The 16,445-nt window shown below is 71.5% G+C and carries 16 protein-coding genes; 10 read left to right on the forward strand and 6 right to left on the reverse strand.

The genetic code is table 11. The features are described 5' to 3' along the window. Positions 1-15: 15 nt before the first annotated feature. The 5 genes from map to ACOJUI_RS07330 all read right to left on the reverse strand — a co-directional run bounded on the left by map (position 16) and on the right by ACOJUI_RS07330 (position 4,812). Complete coding sequence (gene map / locus ACOJUI_RS07310) at positions 16-837, reverse strand: type I methionyl aminopeptidase (protein ID WP_422117399.1); 822 nt, start codon at positions 835-837, stop codon at positions 16-18. Continuing rightward, on the reverse strand, positions 834-1,901 hold the full coding sequence (locus ACOJUI_RS07315; protein ID WP_422117400.1) for a COX15/CtaA family protein: 1,068 nt from the start codon (positions 1,899-1,901) through the stop codon (positions 834-836). Before ACOJUI_RS07315 ends, map begins: the two co-directional genes overlap by 4 nt. A 78-nt stretch (positions 1,902-1,979) precedes the next feature. Then, on the reverse strand, positions 1,980-2,774 hold the full coding sequence (locus ACOJUI_RS07320) for an ABC transporter permease (RefSeq protein WP_422117401.1): 795 nt from the start codon (positions 2,772-2,774) through the stop codon (positions 1,980-1,982). Then, on the reverse strand, positions 2,771-3,688 hold the full coding sequence (locus tag ACOJUI_RS07325; protein ID WP_422117402.1) for an ABC transporter ATP-binding protein: 918 nt from the start codon (positions 3,686-3,688) through the stop codon (positions 2,771-2,773). The genes ACOJUI_RS07320 and ACOJUI_RS07325 overlap by 4 nt, the downstream gene beginning before the upstream one ends. 38 nt (positions 3,689-3,726) lie before the next feature. Further along, on the reverse strand, positions 3,727-4,812 hold the full coding sequence (locus ACOJUI_RS07330; protein ID WP_422117403.1) for a glutathione S-transferase family protein: 1,086 nt from the start codon (positions 4,810-4,812) through the stop codon (positions 3,727-3,729). Between the two features lie 209 nt (positions 4,813-5,021). Here ACOJUI_RS07330 and ACOJUI_RS07335 point away from each other — a divergent pair, with 209 nt between their 5' ends. The 6 genes from ACOJUI_RS07335 (at position 5,022) to ACOJUI_RS07360 (ending at position 10,014) form a co-directional block, all read left to right on the forward strand. Continuing rightward, the gene (locus ACOJUI_RS07335; protein ID WP_422117404.1) at positions 5,022-5,759 is read left to right on the forward strand and encodes a helix-turn-helix transcriptional regulator; all 738 of its coding nucleotides are present in this window, start codon (positions 5,022-5,024) and stop codon (positions 5,757-5,759) included. Further along, a complete protein-coding gene (gene sufB / locus ACOJUI_RS07340) occupies positions 5,756-7,183 on the forward strand; it encodes a Fe-S cluster assembly protein SufB (RefSeq protein ID WP_422117405.1) in 1,428 nt (475 codons plus the stop codon). Before ACOJUI_RS07335 ends, sufB begins: the two co-directional genes overlap by 4 nt. Next, positions 7,183-8,412: a Fe-S cluster assembly protein SufD gene (gene sufD / locus ACOJUI_RS07345; protein ID WP_422117406.1), complete on the forward strand. Its 1,230-nt coding sequence runs from the start codon at positions 7,183-7,185 to the stop codon at positions 8,410-8,412. The genes sufB and sufD overlap by 1 nt, the downstream gene beginning before the upstream one ends. After that, positions 8,412-8,750: a non-heme iron oxygenase ferredoxin subunit gene (locus ACOJUI_RS07350; RefSeq protein ID WP_422117407.1), complete on the forward strand. Its 339-nt coding sequence runs from the start codon at positions 8,412-8,414 to the stop codon at positions 8,748-8,750. The genes sufD and ACOJUI_RS07350 overlap by 1 nt, the downstream gene beginning before the upstream one ends. A 78-nt stretch (positions 8,751-8,828) precedes the next feature. After that, positions 8,829-9,584 (forward strand): Fe-S cluster assembly ATPase SufC, encoded by a 756-nt coding sequence (gene sufC / locus ACOJUI_RS07355; RefSeq protein WP_422117408.1) that lies wholly within the window; start codon positions 8,829-8,831, stop codon positions 9,582-9,584. A gap of 97 nt (positions 9,585-9,681) precedes the next feature. Further along, positions 9,682-10,014: a metal-sulfur cluster assembly factor gene (locus tag ACOJUI_RS07360; protein ID WP_422117409.1), complete on the forward strand. Its 333-nt coding sequence runs from the start codon at positions 9,682-9,684 to the stop codon at positions 10,012-10,014. A gap of 116 nt (positions 10,015-10,130) precedes the next feature. Here the strand turns inward: ACOJUI_RS07360 and ald are convergent, their stop codons facing one another. Next, positions 10,131-11,246, reverse strand: a complete 1,116-nt coding sequence (gene ald / locus ACOJUI_RS07365; protein ID WP_422117410.1) for an alanine dehydrogenase — start codon at positions 11,244-11,246, stop codon at positions 10,131-10,133. Positions 11,247-11,528: 282 nt separating this feature from the next. On the opposite strand from ald, the gene ACOJUI_RS07370 reads away from it, so the two are divergent. The 4 genes from ACOJUI_RS07370 to ACOJUI_RS07385 all read left to right on the forward strand — a co-directional run bounded on the left by ACOJUI_RS07370 (position 11,529) and on the right by ACOJUI_RS07385 (position 16,440). Further along, positions 11,529-13,133 (forward strand): ABC-F family ATP-binding cassette domain-containing protein, encoded by a 1,605-nt coding sequence (locus ACOJUI_RS07370; RefSeq protein ID WP_422117411.1) that lies wholly within the window; start codon positions 11,529-11,531, stop codon positions 13,131-13,133. Positions 13,134-13,281: 148 nt separating this feature from the next. Next, positions 13,282-14,616 (forward strand): extracellular solute-binding protein, encoded by a 1,335-nt coding sequence (locus ACOJUI_RS07375; protein ID WP_422117412.1) that lies wholly within the window; start codon positions 13,282-13,284, stop codon positions 14,614-14,616. Then, entirely contained in the window at positions 14,613-15,596 is a 984-nt protein-coding gene (locus ACOJUI_RS07380) for a carbohydrate ABC transporter permease (protein WP_422117413.1), read from the forward strand. The genes ACOJUI_RS07375 and ACOJUI_RS07380 overlap by 4 nt, the downstream gene beginning before the upstream one ends. Before the next feature lies 1 nt (position 15,597). After that, positions 15,598-16,440 carry a carbohydrate ABC transporter permease gene (locus ACOJUI_RS07385; RefSeq protein ID WP_422117414.1) on the forward strand — a complete coding sequence of 281 codons (843 nt, stop codon included), beginning with the start codon at positions 15,598-15,600 and terminating at the stop codon, positions 16,438-16,440. The last annotated feature ends 5 nt before the right edge of the window (positions 16,441-16,445 follow it).

Consider the following 16,445-nt stretch of genomic DNA (forward strand, 5'->3'; position numbering starts at 1 on the left):
CGGCGGTCGCCGCCCTCAGCCCAGCGAGCTGCGCGGGGCGGGATCGTCGGGGCGTGCGGTGAGCACGATCGGCTCGCCGTCGGTGACCTGCAGGGTGTGCTCGGCATGCGCGCCGCGGGAGCCGTCGAGGGAGAGCTGGGTCCAGCCGTCGCGCTCGTCGACCCGCAGCTCCGCGGTGGTCGGCACCAGGAACGGCTCGACCGTGAGCAGCTGACCGGCGACCAGCTCGGCGCCGGTGCCGGGGGTGCCGTGGTTGGGCACGAAGGGGGCCTCGTGCATGGTGCGCCCCACCCCGTGCCCGCCGAAGCGGTCGTTGATGCGGTAGCCCAGGGCATGGGCCTCGGTCATCACCGCATGGCCGATGTCGCCCACGGTGCTCCCGGCGCGGACCTGGTCGATGCCGGCCCACATCACCTGCTCGGTGTCCCGGATCAGCTGCAGGTCCGCGGCGCGGGGACGGCCGACGGCGATCGTCAGGCAGGAGTCGGCGACCCAGCCCTCGACCTCCACCGCGAAGTCCAGCGACAGCAGGTCGCCGTCGGCCAGGACGCGGTCGTAGGGGCGGCCGTGCAGGATCCCGTCGTTGACCGAGGTGCAGATGACGTACCCGAAGGGGGAGGCCCCGAAGACGGGGTGGTAGTCGAGGTAGCAGCTGGTGGCCCCGGCCTCGCGGATCAGGCGGTGGGCCTCGGCGTCCACGTCCAGCAGGTTCCAGCCGACGTCGACGACCTCGCGCAGATGCGAGAGCACCCCGGCGACGAACTCCCCGGCGGGACGGGCCTGCTCGTAGGTGGGCAGCTCCGCAGTGGCGCTGCGGCGACGACGTCCCAGGATCATCGCGCCTGCCTCGGGTCGGTGCCGGGGGCGGCCGGAGCGGTCTGCGCGGCGCCGGGCTCGACGGGGTCCGCGGGCGCGGGCGGCTCGGGGTCCTGCCAGGTCACCAGGCGGGCCCCCAGCCAGGCGATCGCCGCGGCGAACAGCGCCGCCCCGATCAGGTGGAGGAAGACGACCAGCTCGGGCAGGCCGAGGAAGTACTGGACGTAGCCGATGATGCCCTGCAGCACGGTCAGGGCGACCAGCCACCAGCCGGCCACCAGCGCCTCCCGGCGGGCCCGGGCGCGGTGCAGCACCACCAGCAGCGCGATCAGCAGGGCGCAGAAGACGTACACCGCGAGGGCGTGGATCCGCGAGGCCACCACCGGGTCGATCGCGATCCGGGTGATCTCCCCGGAGTCGCCCGAGTGCGGACCGGTGCCGGTGACGATGGTGCCCAGCACCAGCACCGTGAAGCCCATCGCCGCCAGCGGCACGAACAGCGCGATCGCCCGGCCGGGCACCGCCAGGCGCACCGCCCCGTCGCCGTCGTAGAGACGCACCAGCAGCACCATGGAGACCGCCGCCAGCACCGGGGAGATCAGGAAGTGGGGGCTGACCAGCCCGGGATGCAGGTCGAACCAGACCACGAAGGCGCCGATGACCGCCTGCAGGCCGGTGCCGATCAGGGGCACCAGGGCCAGGCGGCGGAAGCCGGCGCCCTTGTGGCGCAGCCAGCGCCAGGAGACGATCAGCACCGCGACGGCGAAGATCCCCAGCACCCCGGTCAGGCACCGGTTGCCGAACTCCACGAAGGGGTGGATGCCCGAGGCCAGGGTCAGCTCGGGGGTGAACTGGCCCGGCTCGCAGTGCGGCCAGGAGGAGCAGCCCAGACCGCTCGCGGTCAGCCGCACCGCCCCGCCGGACAGGATGATGCCCATCTGGCAGATCAGGTTGCCCCAGAGGGCGATCGCGGCCAGGCGGGCGCGGCGCCGCGGCCCCCAGGACGGCAGACGGGGATCGGGCAGCGTCGTGATGCGCCCATGGCGCTCGGGCAGGAGCGGGGAGGCGGTGGCAGCGGCGGACATGGCCCCGAGTCTAGAGACGCTTGCCGCGAGATGCCCGGTCCGTGCTGCCGGATGCGACCGATTCCGCAGCGGTCGGCCTCAGCTGTCGGTCCAGCGGAACCAGCGCACGACGGCGGCGGAGCCGAGCGCCGCCCACAGCAGCAGCACCACGGCCGAGCCGAGGGCGAAGGGCCCCGAGGCGAAGCAGGCGCGCATCAGCTCGCCGAGCGCCCCCGAGGGCAGCAGGTCCACCAGGCCGCCCAGGATCCGCGGGTAGGCGGCGGTGGGGAAGGCGACCCCGCCGGCGGCGACCAGCAGCACGAACACCAGGTTGGAGACCGCGAGCACCGCTTCGGTGCGCAGGGTCCCGGCCACCAGCAGCCCGAGCGCGCCGAAGGCGACCGTCCCGACCAGCCACACCGGGACGGCCGCGAGCAGCCCGAGCAGCTCGGGCCGCCAGCCGATCGCCAGCGCGATCGCGCCGAGCACGACCACCTGCAGCACATGGGTGGTCAGCGTGGCCAGGATCTTGCCCGCCAGGTAGCCGCCGCGGCCGAGCGGGCTGGTCGCCACCCAGCGCAGCACGCCGTTGCGGCGGTCGAAGCCGGTCAGGATCGCCTGGGAGGTGAAGGAGGTCGAGATCAGGGCGGTCGCGAAGGTGGCGGCGACCGCGGTGTCCACGGACGGCACGCCCGGGATCCGGCCCAGCGGCAGCAGCCACAGCCCGATCAGCACCATGGCCGGGAGGGCGACGGCGACGGTGAGCTGCTCGCCGTTGGACAGCAGCACCCGGGTCTCCAGCCCGGCGTGGGCGAGGACGCGGCGCAGCGCAGGGGCGGGCCGCGGGCCGCGGGCGCTGGGGGCGGCGGGCGGCGCGGTGGCGGCGGGGGTCATCGCTCGTCCTTCGTGATCGCGGCGGCCGGGCCGCCGGCGGCCTCCGCCGCGCTGTCGGCATCCATCAGGTCCAGCAGCACGGACTCGAGGTCGGCCGCCCCGCCCGCGGTGATCTCGAGCTGCGCCCCGTGCCGGGCGGCGGCGGCGCGCAGCTCCGCCTCCAGGGCGGGGACCGCCGCGGGGTCGACGCCGGTGGCGGTGGCCTGCACGACGACCCCGCCGTCGGCGGAGCGGTGGGAGCTGATCACGTCCTGGACGGAGCCGGAGGCGAGCACGCGGCCGCGGGCGATGACGCGGACGGCGTCGGCCAGGCCCACCACGTCGTCCATCAGGTGGGTGGTGAGCACCACGGCGGTGCCGGTGCGGGCCAGTCCCCGGATCAGGTCCCGCACCCGGCGGCGGATGGACGGGTCCATGCCGGCGGTCGGCTCGTCGAGGAAGACCAGGTCGGGGCGGCCGATGATGGCCAGCGCCAGGGCCAGGCGCTGGCGCTGGCCCCCGGAGAGGCGCCGCACCAGGGTGCGCGCGAAGGTGTCGATGCCGAGGTGCGCGGCGACCTCGTCCACGTCCAGCGGGGCGGCGTGCAGGCTCGCGCCGTAGCGCAGCAGCTGCAGCGCCGAGGCGCCCGAGGCCAGGCCCCCGTCCTGGATCATCACCCCGACCCGGGCCCGGTGCTGCGGGCTCGAGCGCCAGGGATCCGCGCCCAGCGCCCGCACCGTGCCGCGGTCGGGGCGCAGCAGCCCGGTGGCGCAGGAGATGGCGGTGGTCTTGCCGGCCCCGTTGGGTCCCAGCAGCGCCGTCACCTCGCCGTGGTGGGCGGTGAGGCTGAGACCGTCCAGGGCGCGCACGGTGCCGTAGGAGAGGGCGAGATCCTCGGCGACGAGCGCCGGCGGCCCATGGGGGTTCTTGGTCATGGCCGACCCATCGTAGGCCGCGCCGGCGGCGCCGGTGCTCAGCGAGCGCCGAGGTGCAGCGGCGTATGGGCGGGGTCGACGACCTCGCCGGGACGCGGCGGCTCGGGCGCGGTGCCGCCCGGGCCCCAGGTGTCGGTCTCGAAGCGGTCGCGGTCGTGGGCCTCCAGCAGGGCGCCCAGGTCCGGGCCCAGCGGCACGATCCGGGTGGGGTTGAGGTCCTCGTGCACGTAGTAGTAGTGCCGCTTGATCTGTTCGAAGTCGACGGTGTCGCCGAAGCCGGGGGTGGTGAAGAGATCCTTGGTGTAGTTCCAGAGGTTCGGCATCGAGGCGAGCGGCTGCCGGTTCGCCTTGAAGTGCCCGAAGTACACCGGGTCGAAGCGGATCAGGGTGGGGAAGAGCCGCACGTCGGCCTCGGTGAGGGAGGCGCCCAGCAGGTAGCGGCTGCGGCCCAGTCGCTCCTCGAGCTCGTCGAGGGCGGCCCACAGGGCCCGGTACTCCGTCTCGTACGCGTCCTGGGAGCCGGCGAAGCCGACCTTGTACACCCCGTTGTTGACGCGGTGGAGCATCCACCGGTTCAGGGCGTCGATCTCCTCGCGCCGCTGCTCGGGGTACAGGTCGGGGGCGCCCTCGCGGTGGTGGTCCGTCCACTCGGTGGCGAGGTCCAGGGTGATCTGCTGGAAGTCGTTGGTCACCACGGCCCGGGTGGGCACGTCGACGATCGCGGGGACGGTGATGCCGCGGGGGTAGTCGGGGAAGCGGGCGAAGTAGGCCTGCTGGAGGCGCTCGTAGCCCAGCACCGGGTCCACGCCTCCCGGATCGAGGTCGAAGGTCCAGGAGCGCTTGTCGTGGGTGGGGCCGGGCAGGCCCACCGACAGCACGTCCTCGAGCCCGTGGAGCCGACGGGAGATCAGGGTGCGGTTCGCCCAGGGGCAGGCGCGGGCGGCGATCAGCCGGTAGCGGCCCGCCTCGACCGGCCAGCCGTCGCGGCCGTCCCGGGTGATGCGGTCGTCGATGTAGTTCATGTCCCGGTCGAAGGAGGCGCCGGGGGCGACGTAGCTGCCCCGGGTGGAGTGGTCCTGGCCGGCGGTGTCGGTGGTCGGTGCGGTCTGGTCCTCGAGGGTCATGGCGGTCCTTTCGACGGACGACGGAGGAGATGGTCCCAGGATAGTTGAAAGTGAGCGCAAGTGGAAGCACGCCGGGGCGTCGGCCGCCGAATGTGACGGATCTGCGCAGGTAAGGGGCACCTTCGTGCTGTGCGGCACACCGGGTTCCCCGTATTTGGCAAGCCATCTGTTGTAAAATCAAGGAGTCGACGAGCGCGGAGGGGGTCAGGATGACAGTGCACGAGCTCGAGCCGGCCGTCCCGCAGCCCACGCGGGACCGTCTGGTCAAGGCGATCTCCGCCCACGGGCCGATCACCGCCCGCCAGCTGGCGGAGCGCTTCGGCCTCACCAGCGCCGCGGTCCGGCGGCACCTCGCGGCCCTGGAGGCCGACGGCGTCATCGCGGAGCACCGCATCACGGTCGCCCAGCGCGGCCGCGGGCGCCCCAGCAAGGCCTTCGTGCTCTCCCCGTCCGCCCATGAGGACCTGCCCGGCGGCTACGACGAGCTGGCCGTGCTGGCCGTCGCCGAGCTGGCCCGGCTGGGCGGCGACGAAGCGGTGGCGGGCCTCGCGGAGCGTCGCATCGCCGACTGGGAGAGCCGGCTGGCCGAACGGGTCGCCGAGCTCGAGGCCGCGGGGGAGACCGTCGGCACCGCCCGCCGCGTCGAGCTGCTCTCCGAGCTGCTGACCGAGCGCGGCTACGCCGCCACCGTCCGTCCGCTCCACGTGCCCCTGCCCGCCCCCGGCGCGCGACCCGGGGGCAATCCGCGTACGCTCGTCTCGGCGCAGCTGTGCCACGGACGCTGCCCCGTCCTCGACATCGCCGCAGACCACCCCGAGCTGTGCGAGGCCGAGACCCGGACCATCTCCCGCATCATCGGCGCCCCCGTCCAACGCCTGGCCACCCTGGCGCAGGGGGCGCATGCCTGCACGACTCACATTCCGCTCACCGAGGGAAGGACACCATGACGAGCGCACCAGAGAAGCTCACACAGGACGAGATCATCGACTCCGTGGGCCAGTACGCCTACGGATGGCACGACGAGGACAGCGCCGGCGCCACCGCGCGCCGCGGACTCAGCGAGGACGTCGTGCGCGACATCTCCGCCCGCAAGGACGAGCCCGCGTGGATGCTCGATCGCCGCCTCAAGGCGCTCAAGCTCTTCGGCAAGAAGCCGCTGCCCACCTGGGGCCCGGACCTGTCCGGCATCGCCTTCGACGACATCAAGTACTTCGTCCGCTCCACCGAGAAGCAGGTCACCAACTGGGAGGACCTGCCCGCGGACATCAAGGAGACCTACGACCGGCTCGGCATCCCCGAGGCGGAGAAGCAGCGCCTGGTCGCCGGTGTCGCCGCGCAGTACGAGTCCGAGGTCGTCTACCACCAGATCCGCGAGGACCTGGAGGAGCAGGGCGTCATCTTCCTGGACACCGACACCGCGCTGCGCGAGCACCCGGAGATGTTCAAGGAGTACTTCGGCACCGTCATCCCCGCCGGCGACAACAAGTTCTCCGCGCTGAACACCGCCGTGTGGTCGGGCGGCTCCTTCGTCTACGTCCCCAAGGGCGTCCACGTGGAGATCCCGCTGCAGGCCTACTTCCGGATCAACACCGAGAACATGGGCCAGTTCGAGCGCACGCTGATCATCGCCGACGAGGGCTCCTACGTGCACTACGTCGAGGGCTGCACGGCGCCGATCTACAAGTCGGACTCGCTGCACAGCGCGGTCGTCGAGATCGTCGTGAAGAAGGACGCCCGGGTCCGCTACACGACCATCCAGAACTGGTCGAACAACGTCTACAACCTGGTCACCAAGCGCACCACGGTCGAGCAGGGCGGCGTCATGGAGTGGGTCGACGGCAACATCGGCTCGAAGGTCACCATGAAGTACCCGGCGGTCTGGCTGATGGGCGAGCACGCCCGCGGCGAGACCCTGTCGATCGCCTTCGCCGGCGAGGGGCAGCAGCAGGACACCGGCTCCAAGATGGTCCACATGGCTCCGCACACCACGAGCTCGATCGTCTCCAAGTCGGTCTCCCGCGGCGGTGGGCGCACGTCCTACCGCGGCCTGGTCCAGGTGATGCCCGGTGCCGAGCACTCGGCCTCCACCGTGCTGTGCGATGCGCTGCTGGTGGACCAGATCTCCCGCACCGACACCTACCCCTACGTCGACGTGCGCGTCGACGACGTGCGGATGGGCCATGAGGCCACCGTCTCCAAGGTCTCCGAGGAGCAGCTCTTCTACCTGATGAGCCGCGGCATGGAGGAGGCCGAGGCGATGGCGATGATCGTGCGCGGCTTCATCGAGCCGATCGCGCGCGAGCTGCCCATGGAGTACGCCCTCGAGCTGAACCGCCTGATCGAGCTGCAGATGGAAGGAGCAGTCGGTTGATGACCACCGCAGATGTCAAGGGTGCCGAGACCACCGGTGCCCCCGAGCTCGAGGACGAGGGCCTGACCCTGCCCGAGTCGCTCTCGCCCGCCCGCGCCGCCTCGAACCGCGGCGCCCGCACCCGCTCCTTCGCGCTCGAGGACCACCCCCGGCCCAAGAGCGACATCGAGGAGTGGCGCTTCACCCCGCTGCGCCGCTTCGCGCCGCTGTTCGAGGACGCCGCCACCGATGACCGCGCGGGCGATGCGGCGCTGGACTACACCGTCGAGGTGCCCGCGGGCGCCCCGGCGGCCGCCGCGCTGGCTCCCCAGCAGGCCCCCCGCGGCACCGCCCTGGTGCCCGAGGACCTGCCCACCGCGATCGCCTCGGCCCGCACCGAGCAGGCGCTGCACCTGGTGGCCCCGCGCAACACGGCCGTCGAGGAGCCCTTCCAGGTCGCCGTGACCGGGCGCGGCAGCGAGCGGCGCGGCAACGCGCACATCGTGCTGGAGACCGAGGAGTCGTCCTCGGCGACCTTCGTGCTGAACCACACCGGTTCCGCCCAGCTGGCCGAGAACGTCGAGATGATCCTCGGCGCGAACTCGCAGATGACGGTCATCGCCCTGCAGGACTGGGACGACGACGCGCTGCACCACTCCACCCACCACGCGCGGCTGGGCCGGGACTCCAAGCTCAAGCACATCGTGGTCTCGCTGGGCGGCTCCGCCGTGCGCGTCAACGTGATCGGCGAGCTCTCCGCCCCGGGCGCCGAGGTCGAGAACATCGGGCTGTACTTCTCCGACGCCGACCAGTTCCTCGAGCACCGGCTGTTCGTGGACCACGCGGCGCCGAACTGCACCTCCAACGTCGCCTACAAGGGCGCGCTGCAGGGCAGCAACGCCCGCTCGGTGTGGGTCGGCGACGTGCTGATCCGCAAGGAGGCCGAGGGCACCAACACCTACGAGCTCAACCGCAACCTGGTGCTCACCGAGGGCGCGCGCGCCGACTCGGTGCCGAACCTGGAGATCGAGACGGGCGAGATCGAGGGCGCCGGCCACGCCGCCGCCACCGGTCGCTTCGACGACGAGCAGCTGTTCTACCTGCGCTCCCGCGGCATCCCCGAGCTCGAGGCGCGCCGGCTGGTGGTGCGCGGCTTCTTCGCCGAGCTGATCCAGCGCATCGACGTCCCGGAGATCCGCGAGCACCTGTTCGCGTCCATCGAGGCCGAGCTCTCGCGGAGCATGAACTGATGAGCGACGCCTTCGTCCCCGTCGCCACCCTGGCGGACCTCGCCCCCGGCGAGGCGATCGACGTCGTCGCCGGCGGCATCGAGATCGCCCTGGTGCGCGACGAGGACGGCGGCGTCCACGCCCTGGAGGACCTCTGCTCGCACGACGAGATCGCGCTGAGCGACGGCGAGGTCGAGGGCTGCACCATCGAATGCTGGAAGCACGGCAGCCAGTTCGACCTGGTCACAGGTCGTCCCCTGCAGCTGCCGGCGGTCCTGCCCGTGCGGGTCTTCCCCGTGCGCATCGACGAGGGAAGCGGCGAGATCCTGGTGGATCCGACCGCCGCCCCCGCCACCTGATCACTCCGGGCGCGGCGCGCGTGCGCCCGCCCAGCCACTCACGAACCCACCAGCACCCCTGGTCAAGGAGAACCCCACATGTCGATCCTGGAGATCAAGAACCTCCACGCCACCGTCGAGACCCCCGAGGGCACCAAGGAGATCCTCAAGGGCGTCGACCTGACGATCCGCTCCGGCGAGACCCACGCCATCATGGGCCCCAACGGCTCCGGCAAGTCCACCCTCGCCTACGCCGTCGCCGGCCATCCCAAGTACGAGATCACCGGCGGCGAGCTGCTGCTCGACGGCGAGGACGTGCTGGAGATGAGCGTCGACGAGCGCGCCCGCGCCGGCCTCTTCCTGGCCATGCAGTACCCGGTCGAGGTCCCCGGCGTCACCGTCTCGAACTTCCTGCGCACCGCCAAGACCGCGATCGACGGCGAGGCCCCCGCGCTGCGGACCTGGGTCAAGGATGTCCGCGGCGCGATGGACGAGCTGCGCATGGACCCGATCTTCGCCGAGCGCAACGTCAACGAGGGCTTCTCCGGCGGCGAGAAGAAGCGCCACGAGATCCTCCAGATGCAGCTGCTGAAGCCCGGCATCGCGATCCTCGACGAGACCGACTCCGGGCTCGACGTCGACGCCCTGCGCATCGTCTCCGACGGCATCAACCGGGCCAAGCAGAACACCGAGGTGGGCATCATGCTGATCACCCACTACACCCGCATCCTGCAGTACGTGAAGCCGGACTTCGTGCACGTCTTCGTGGGCGGCCGGATCGCCGAGCAGGGCGGCCCGGAGCTGGCCGAGCGGCTCGAGAACGAGGGCTACGACCGCTACCTCGTCGGCAGCTGAGACCACCGCCGGCGGGGTCCCGGGAGCGCTCCCGGGACCCCACCGGCACCCATCCCCTCCGCGGGCCGCACGGCCCGCACCTCATCGGGAGGACGCCATGACCGATCAGAAGACCCCCACCTCGACGGTGTCCGTCGAGGACGTCACCGAGGCGCTCAAGGACGTGATCGATCCCGAGCTCGGGATCAACGTCGTCGACCTCGGCCTCATCTACGGGGTCACGGTCGAGGACGGCCACGCCGTCATCGACATGACCCTCACCTCCGCCGCCTGCCCGCTGACGGACATGCTCGAGGAGCAGACCTTCGCGGTGCTGGACCCCATCACCGAATCCCACCGCATCAACTGGGTGTGGATGCCGCCGTGGGGCATGGAGAAGATCACCGAGGACGGTCGCGAGCAGCTGCGCGCGATCGGCTTCAACCTCTGATCAGCGCCGCTGATCGACGCCGGCCCGCGGGCCGGAGCTGCGCAGGGCCCCGGGAGCAGTTCCGGGGCCCTGCGGGCACGTCCGGGGCGTGAGCCGGCGGGCGGGCGGGCTCCGCCTCAGCCGATGACCTGCGAGGCCTCGGTGACCTCGAGGCCGTGCGCCTCGCCGGTGCCGGCGTGGGTGAGCCGCCCGGCATGGGTGTGCAGCCCCTTCGCGAGCGCCGCATCGGCGCGCAGCGCGTCCTGCCAGCCCGCCCCGGCGATCCTCAGGATGTAGGGGAGGGTGGCGTTGTTCAGCGCCGAGGTCGCGGTGACCGGGACCGAGCCCGGCATGTTCGCCACGCAGTAGTACACGGTGTCGTGGACCGTGAAGGTCGGGTCGGAGTGCGTGGTGGGGCGCGAGTGCTCGAAGCAGCCGCCCTGGTCGATCGCGACGTCCACCAGCACCGAGCCCGGCTTCATCGAGGCCACCATGGCGTCGGTGACCAGCTTCGGCGCCCGCTTGCCCGGGATCAGCACCGAGCCGACCACGACATCGGCCTGCTCGATCTGCTCGGCCAGGTCCAGTGAGGTCGAGTAGCGGGTGAGGATCCCGCCGTGGTGCATGTTGGCGATCTGACCGAGCCGGGCGACGTCCAGGTCCATCACGGTGACGTTGGCATGCAGCCCGTGCGCCATCAGCGCGGCCTGCTCACCCACCACGCCGCCCCCGATGACCAGAACATTCGCCTCGCCGGTGCCGGGGACCCCGCCCATCAGCATCCCGGAGCCGCCCAGCGGCGACATCAGGTGGTAGGCCCCCACCTGGGCGGCCAGACGACCTGCGATCATGCTCATCGGCGCCAGCAGCGGCAGCGAGCGGTCCGGCAGCTGCACGGTCTCGTAGGCGATCGAGGTGACCCCCGAGGACAGCAGCGCCTCGGTGAGCTGGGCGTCCGCGGCCAGGTGCAGGTAGGTGAAGAGGATCTGGCCCGCGCGCAGGCGATGATGCTCCTCGGGGAGCGGCTCCTTGACCTTCACGATCATCTCGGCCTGCTCCCAGACCTCGTCGGCGGTGTCCAGCACGCTCGCGCCGGCGGCCCGGTAGTCGTCGTCGGAGATGCGGGACCCGGCCCCCGCCCGTGTCTCCACCACCACCTCGTGGCCGCGCACGACGAGCTCATGGACGGCGGCTGCGGCCAGGCCGACCCGGTTCTCGTTGTTCTTGACCTCGCGGGGTACCCCGATTCGCATGACGCGCCTCTCTGCTGCGTGTTCGGTCCCGATGACCGCCGGCCCCCAGCATGTCATCGATCGGGCGGGGCGGGGGTCGGTCCGGGGACCCGCGCGGGGCGCTGCGACCGCCCCGCCGCCGTCCGCGCCGCGGCACCGTGTGGAGCGCGGCACCATCGCCCGCGAATCCGGAGCCGCGCCCGGGCCGGAGCCCTAGACTCGATCCGGCCTCGCACAGGGTCGGACGGCCTCCGCCGCCCGCGCTGCGCCGCGCCACCACCCCACGACAAGGAGCACCACCCCGTGATCACCGTGCACGACCTCGCCATCCGCGTCGGCGCCCGGCTGCTCATGAGCGACGTCTCCTTCCAGATCACCGCCGGGGACCGGGTGGGGCTGGTGGGACGCAACGGCGCCGGCAAGACCACCCTCACCAAGGTCCTCTCCGGCACCCTCGAGCCGTCCGCGGGGTCCGTCGAGGTGACCGGTGAGCTCGGCTACCTGCCCCAGGACACCCACAGCGCCGAGGACTCCGAGCTGGTCCTCTCGCGCATCCTCTCCGCCCGCGGCCTCGACACCATCTTCAAGAAGCTGCGCCGGGCCGAGGAGGAGATGGGGGACATGTCCCTGACCGAGGCGCGGCGCGAGAAGGCCATGAACCGCTACCCGCGGATCGAGGCGGAGCTGGACTCCGCCGGCGGCTACGCGGCGGAGGCGGAGGCGAAGCGGATGGCCGCGAACCTGGGCCTGCCCAACCGGCTGCTCGAGCAGGAGCTGGGCACCCTCTCCGGCGGTCAGCGCCGCCGCGTCGAGCTCGCCCGCATCCTCTTCTCCCAGGCCAGCACCATGATCCTGGACGAGCCCACGAACCACCTCGACCACGACTCGATCGTCTGGCTGCGCGAGTACCTGCTGGGCTACCGCGGCGGGCTGATCGTCATCAGCCACGACGTGGAGCTGGTCGAGAAGGTCGTCAACAAGGTCTTCTACCTCGACGCCAACCGCTCCATGATCGACATCTACAACATGGGCTGGAAGCAGTACCTGCGCCAGCGCGAGGACGACGAGAAGCGCCGCAAGCGCGAGCGCACCAATGCCGAGAAGAAGGCCAGCACCCTGACCGCGCAGGCGGAGAAGATGCGCGCCAAGGCCACCAAGGCGGTCGCTGCGCAGAACATGCTCAAGCGCGCCGAGCGGATGCTGGACGGACTCGAGGGGGAGCGGCAGCAGGACCGCGTCGCCTCGCTGCGGTTCCCGAAGCCGGCTCCCTGCGGGAAGACCCCGCTGATGGCCGAGGGGCTCTCGAAGTCCTACGGCAGCCTCGAGATCTTCACCGACGTGGACCTCGCGATCGACCGCGGCTCCCGGGTGGTGATCATCGGCCTGAACGGCGCCGGCAAGACCACGCTGCTGAAGATCCTCGCCGGGGCCGACCGGCCGGACACCGGCGCCCTGCTGCCCGGACACGGCCTGCGGGTGGGCTACTACGCCCAGGAGCACGAGACGCTCGACCTGGACCGCACGGTGCTGGAGAACATGATGACCGCGGCCTTCGAGCTGCCGGAGGTCGAGGCCCGCAAGATCCTGGGCTCCTTCCTGTTCAGCGGGGACGACGTGCACAAGCCCGCCCGGGTGCTCTCCGGCGGCGAGAAGACCCGCCTGGCGCTCGCGGCGCTGGTGGTCTCCAGCGCGAACGTGCTGCTGCTGGACGAGCCGACGAACAACCTCGACCCCGCCAGCCGCGAGGAGATCCTGGGGGCGCTGGCGGCCTTCGAGGGCGCCGTGGTGCTGGTCTCCCACGACCCCGGCGCGGTCGCCGCGCTGAACCCCGAGCGGGTGCTGATGATGCCCGACGCCGTCGAGGACCTCTGGAACGCCGAGTACCAGGAGCTCATCGAGCTCGCCTGAGCTCCCCGTTTAATTTTGACAATTGTGAGCTGGGGCATAGTCTCTGCCTCGTAGCCATGACGGTCCGGTCACCGGGTGCTGCCCCGGGGACGAGGTCGGGAGACGGCCCGCCGGGTCCCGACCGCCTCGACGAGGAGGTGCCACGAGCGTGAACGATGCAGTTCCCGATCCCACCCGTCCCGGGAGGCGACGACGCGGCGCCCCTGCCCGCCTGGTGGCGTCCGGCGTCGCCCTTGTCCTGGCGGCGACCGTCTCGGCCTGCGGCTCGGCCGACGCCGGCCCGCCGGAGCTGACCTGGTACATGAACCCGGACGACGGGGGACAGGCCGAGCTCGCCGCGCAGTGCACCGAGGAGGCCGACGGCGAGTACACGATCGCCACCTCCCTGCTGCCGCGCGATGCGGCCAGCCAGCGCGAGCAGCTCGCCCGGCGCCTCGCCGCCGGGGACAGCTCCCTGGACATCATGAGCCTGGACCCGCCCTACATCCCGGAGCTCGCCGAGCCCGGCTTCCTGGCTCCCATCCCCGCCGAGATCGCGGACCCGATCATGGAGGACGTCGCCGAGGGCGCCGTGCCCGGGGCGATGTGGAACGACGAGGTGGTCGCGATCCCCTTCTCGGCCAGCACCCAGCTGCTGTGGTACCGCAAGTCCGTCGCCGAGGAGGCCGGGCTGGACATGAGCCAGCCGGTGACCTGGGACCAGCTGATCGATGCCGCGGAGGCCACCGACACGGACCTGGGGATCCACGGCATCCGCGCCGAGTCGATGACCGTGTGGGTCACGGCGCTGATGGAGTCGCAGGGCCAGCCGATCATCGAGGACCCCGAGGCCCCGGCCGACGAGGTGGAGCTGTCGCTGGACTCCCCGGCCGGCCAGGAGACCGCACGCATCATCGGGACCATCGGCGCCGAGGGGCTCGGCGGACCGGGCGTGACCACGCAGGACGAGAACGTCGCGGTCTCCCGCTTCCAGAGCGACCGGGGCGGGTTCATGGTCAACTGGCCGTTCGCGTACCCGTCGACCCAGGCCGCGGTCGAGCAGGGCACCGTCGAGCAGGAGGTCCTCGACGACATCGCGTGGACCTACTACCCGCGGGTGGCCGAGGACCAGGAGGCCGCCCCTCCGCTGGGCGGGATCAACCTGGGCGTCGGCGCGCACAGCGAGCACCAGGAGCTCGCCTTCGCCGCGATCGACTGCATCGTCCGGCCCGAGAACCAGGCCGAGTACTTCGTGACCAACGGCAACGCGCCCGCCTCGATCTCCGCCTTCGACGAGCCGATCGTCGCCGACGAGTTCCCGATGGCGCCGGAGATCCGCGACTCCCTGCAGCGCGCCAAGGCCCGCCCGCGCACGCCCTACTACAACGAGGTCTCCCTCGGCATCCAGCAGCACTGGACGCCGATCAACGAGGTCGGCGAGTCCACGCCGGCGCAGACCCAGGAGTTCATCCAGGACGTGCTGAGAGGGGATGCGCTGCTATGAGCCACGCCGCCACCACGGAGACCCCGGCCGCCGCGGCCCCGCCCAACAGCGGACGGCGGCGGTCCGCCCCGGCCCGGGCGCCGCTGAGCGAGCGGGCCCGCTCGGAGCGCCGGCTCGGGATCATGCTGGCCGCGCCGGCCTTCCTGGTCATGATGGCCGTGACCGTGTACCCGATCCTGCAGGCCGTCTACGACTCCCTCTTCTCCTACCGCCTCACCGCCCCCGGCGAGCGCGAGTTCGTGGGCGTGGACAACTACGGCGTGCTGCTGACCGACCCGGTGTTCTGGCGCGGCCTGGGCGTGACGCTGCTGATCACCGTGGTGACCGTGGCGGTGGAGCTGGTGCTCGGCTTCCTGCTGGCCCTGGTCATGCACAACGCGATCACCCGGCTGCGCGGGCTGCTGCGCACCGCGATCCTGGTGCCCTACGGCACCATCACCGTGGTCTCCGCCTTCGCCTGGTTCTTCGCCTTCGACATCAACACCGGCTTCATGAACTCCTGGCTGAGCTGGCTGCCGGGCATCGACGAGACCTTCAACTGGTTCGGCTCGGCGACCCCGGCGCTGACCATCATCATGCTCAGCGAGATCTGGAAGACCACCCCGTTCATCTCGCTGCTGCTGCTGTCGGGGCTCGCCCAGGTGCCCGGCGAGCTCACCGAGGCGGCCCGGGTCGACGGCGGCACCCGCTGGGAGGTGATGCGGCGCGTGGTCCTGCCGAACATGAAGGCGGCGATCATGGTCGCCGTGCTGTTCCGGGCCCTGGACGCCTTCCGCATCTTCGACAACGTCTTCATCATGACCAACGGCGCCTACGGCACCGAGGTGCTGTCGCTGCTGGCCTACCGCACCTCCATCGGCCGGCTCGAGATCGGCATGGGCTCGGCGATCTCGGTGGTGCTGTTCCTCTGCGTGATCGGCATCGCGGTGATCGCCATCAGGGGCTTCAAGGTGGATCTGGCATCCGGGACGGGGAGATGACATGAAAGGCCTCACCGGCAAGCAGAAGCTCGGCTGGATCGCGATCACGATCGTGGTGCTGCTGTGGGCGCTGGCCCCGCTGGTCTCGATCCTGATGACCTCCTTCAAGGCCTCCGGGGACCTCACCACGGGCAGCTTCCTGCCCACCACCTTCGTGCTGGACAACTACCGGGAGATCTTCGCCGGCAGCGCGCAGGAGCTGTTCCTGCCGGCCCTGCGCAACTCCATCGGCATCACGTTGATCGCCACCGCGATCGCCGTCGTGCTGGCGACGTTCTGCGCCTATGCGATCGCGCGCCTGGACTTCCCGGGCAAGCGCCTGGTGCTGGTCAGCGCGCTCGGGGTCTCGATGTTCCCGGTGATCTCGATCGTCACGCCGCTGTTCAACCTGTGGCGGACCATCGGGCTCTACGACACCTGGCCCGGCCTGATCATCCCGTACCTGTCCCTGACGCTGCCGATCTCCATCTACACCCTGGCGGCGTACTTCCAGCAGATCCCCTGGGACCTCGAGCGCGCCGCCCAGGTCGACGGGGCCACCACCTTCGAGGCGTTCCGCAAGGTGATCGTGCCGCTGGCCCTGCCCGGCGTGTTCACCACCGCGATCATCGCGTTCTTCATCGCCTGGAACGACTTCGTCTACGGCATCTCGCTCACCTCGACCTCGGCAGCCCGGCCGGTGCCGGCGGCGCTCGCCTTCTTCACCGGCGCCTCGCAGTTCGAGGAGCCCACCGGCGCGATCTCCGCGGCGGCGATCATCGTCACCATCCCCATCGTCATCATCGTCGTGCTCTTCCAGCGGCAGATCGTCTCCGGTCTGACCCAGGGCGCGGTCAAGGGCTAGCCAGG

The sequence above is a fragment of the Brachybacterium sp. UNK5269 genome, assembly GCF_049266655.1.
Taxonomy (GTDB): Bacteria; Actinomycetota; Actinomycetes; order Actinomycetales; family Dermabacteraceae; genus Brachybacterium.

What these genes read in the sequence shown, in the direction of transcription:
- map (WP_422117399.1), bottom strand. Translation starts at nt 837, where the DNA reads ATGATCCTGGGACGTCGTCGCCGCAGCGCCACTGCGGAGCTGCCCACC.
- ACOJUI_RS07315 (WP_422117400.1), bottom strand. Translation starts at nt 1,901, where the DNA reads ATGTCCGCCGCTGCCACCGCCTCCCCGCTCCTGCCCGAGCGCCATGGG.
- ACOJUI_RS07320 (WP_422117401.1), bottom strand. Translation starts at nt 2,774, where the DNA reads ATGACCCCCGCCGCCACCGCGCCGCCCGCCGCCCCCAGCGCCCGCGGC.
- ACOJUI_RS07325 (WP_422117402.1), bottom strand. Translation starts at nt 3,688, where the DNA reads ATGACCAAGAACCCCCATGGGCCGCCGGCGCTCGTCGCCGAGGATCTC.
- ACOJUI_RS07330 (WP_422117403.1), bottom strand. Translation starts at nt 4,812, where the DNA reads ATGACCCTCGAGGACCAGACCGCACCGACCACCGACACCGCCGGCCAG.
- ACOJUI_RS07335 (WP_422117404.1), top strand. Translation starts at nt 5,022, where the DNA reads ATGACAGTGCACGAGCTCGAGCCGGCCGTCCCGCAGCCCACGCGGGAC.
- sufB (WP_422117405.1), top strand. Translation starts at nt 5,756, where the DNA reads ATGACGAGCGCACCAGAGAAGCTCACACAGGACGAGATCATCGACTCC.
- sufD (WP_422117406.1), top strand. Translation starts at nt 7,183, where the DNA reads ATGACCACCGCAGATGTCAAGGGTGCCGAGACCACCGGTGCCCCCGAG.
- ACOJUI_RS07350 (WP_422117407.1), top strand. Translation starts at nt 8,412, where the DNA reads ATGAGCGACGCCTTCGTCCCCGTCGCCACCCTGGCGGACCTCGCCCCC.
- sufC (WP_422117408.1), top strand. Translation starts at nt 8,829, where the DNA reads ATGTCGATCCTGGAGATCAAGAACCTCCACGCCACCGTCGAGACCCCC.
- ACOJUI_RS07360 (WP_422117409.1), top strand. Translation starts at nt 9,682, where the DNA reads ATGACCGATCAGAAGACCCCCACCTCGACGGTGTCCGTCGAGGACGTC.
- ald (WP_422117410.1), bottom strand. Translation starts at nt 11,246, where the DNA reads ATGCGAATCGGGGTACCCCGCGAGGTCAAGAACAACGAGAACCGGGTC.
- ACOJUI_RS07380 (WP_422117413.1), top strand. Translation starts at nt 14,613, where the DNA reads ATGAGCCACGCCGCCACCACGGAGACCCCGGCCGCCGCGGCCCCGCCC.
- ACOJUI_RS07385 (WP_422117414.1), top strand. Translation starts at nt 15,598, where the DNA reads ATGAAAGGCCTCACCGGCAAGCAGAAGCTCGGCTGGATCGCGATCACG.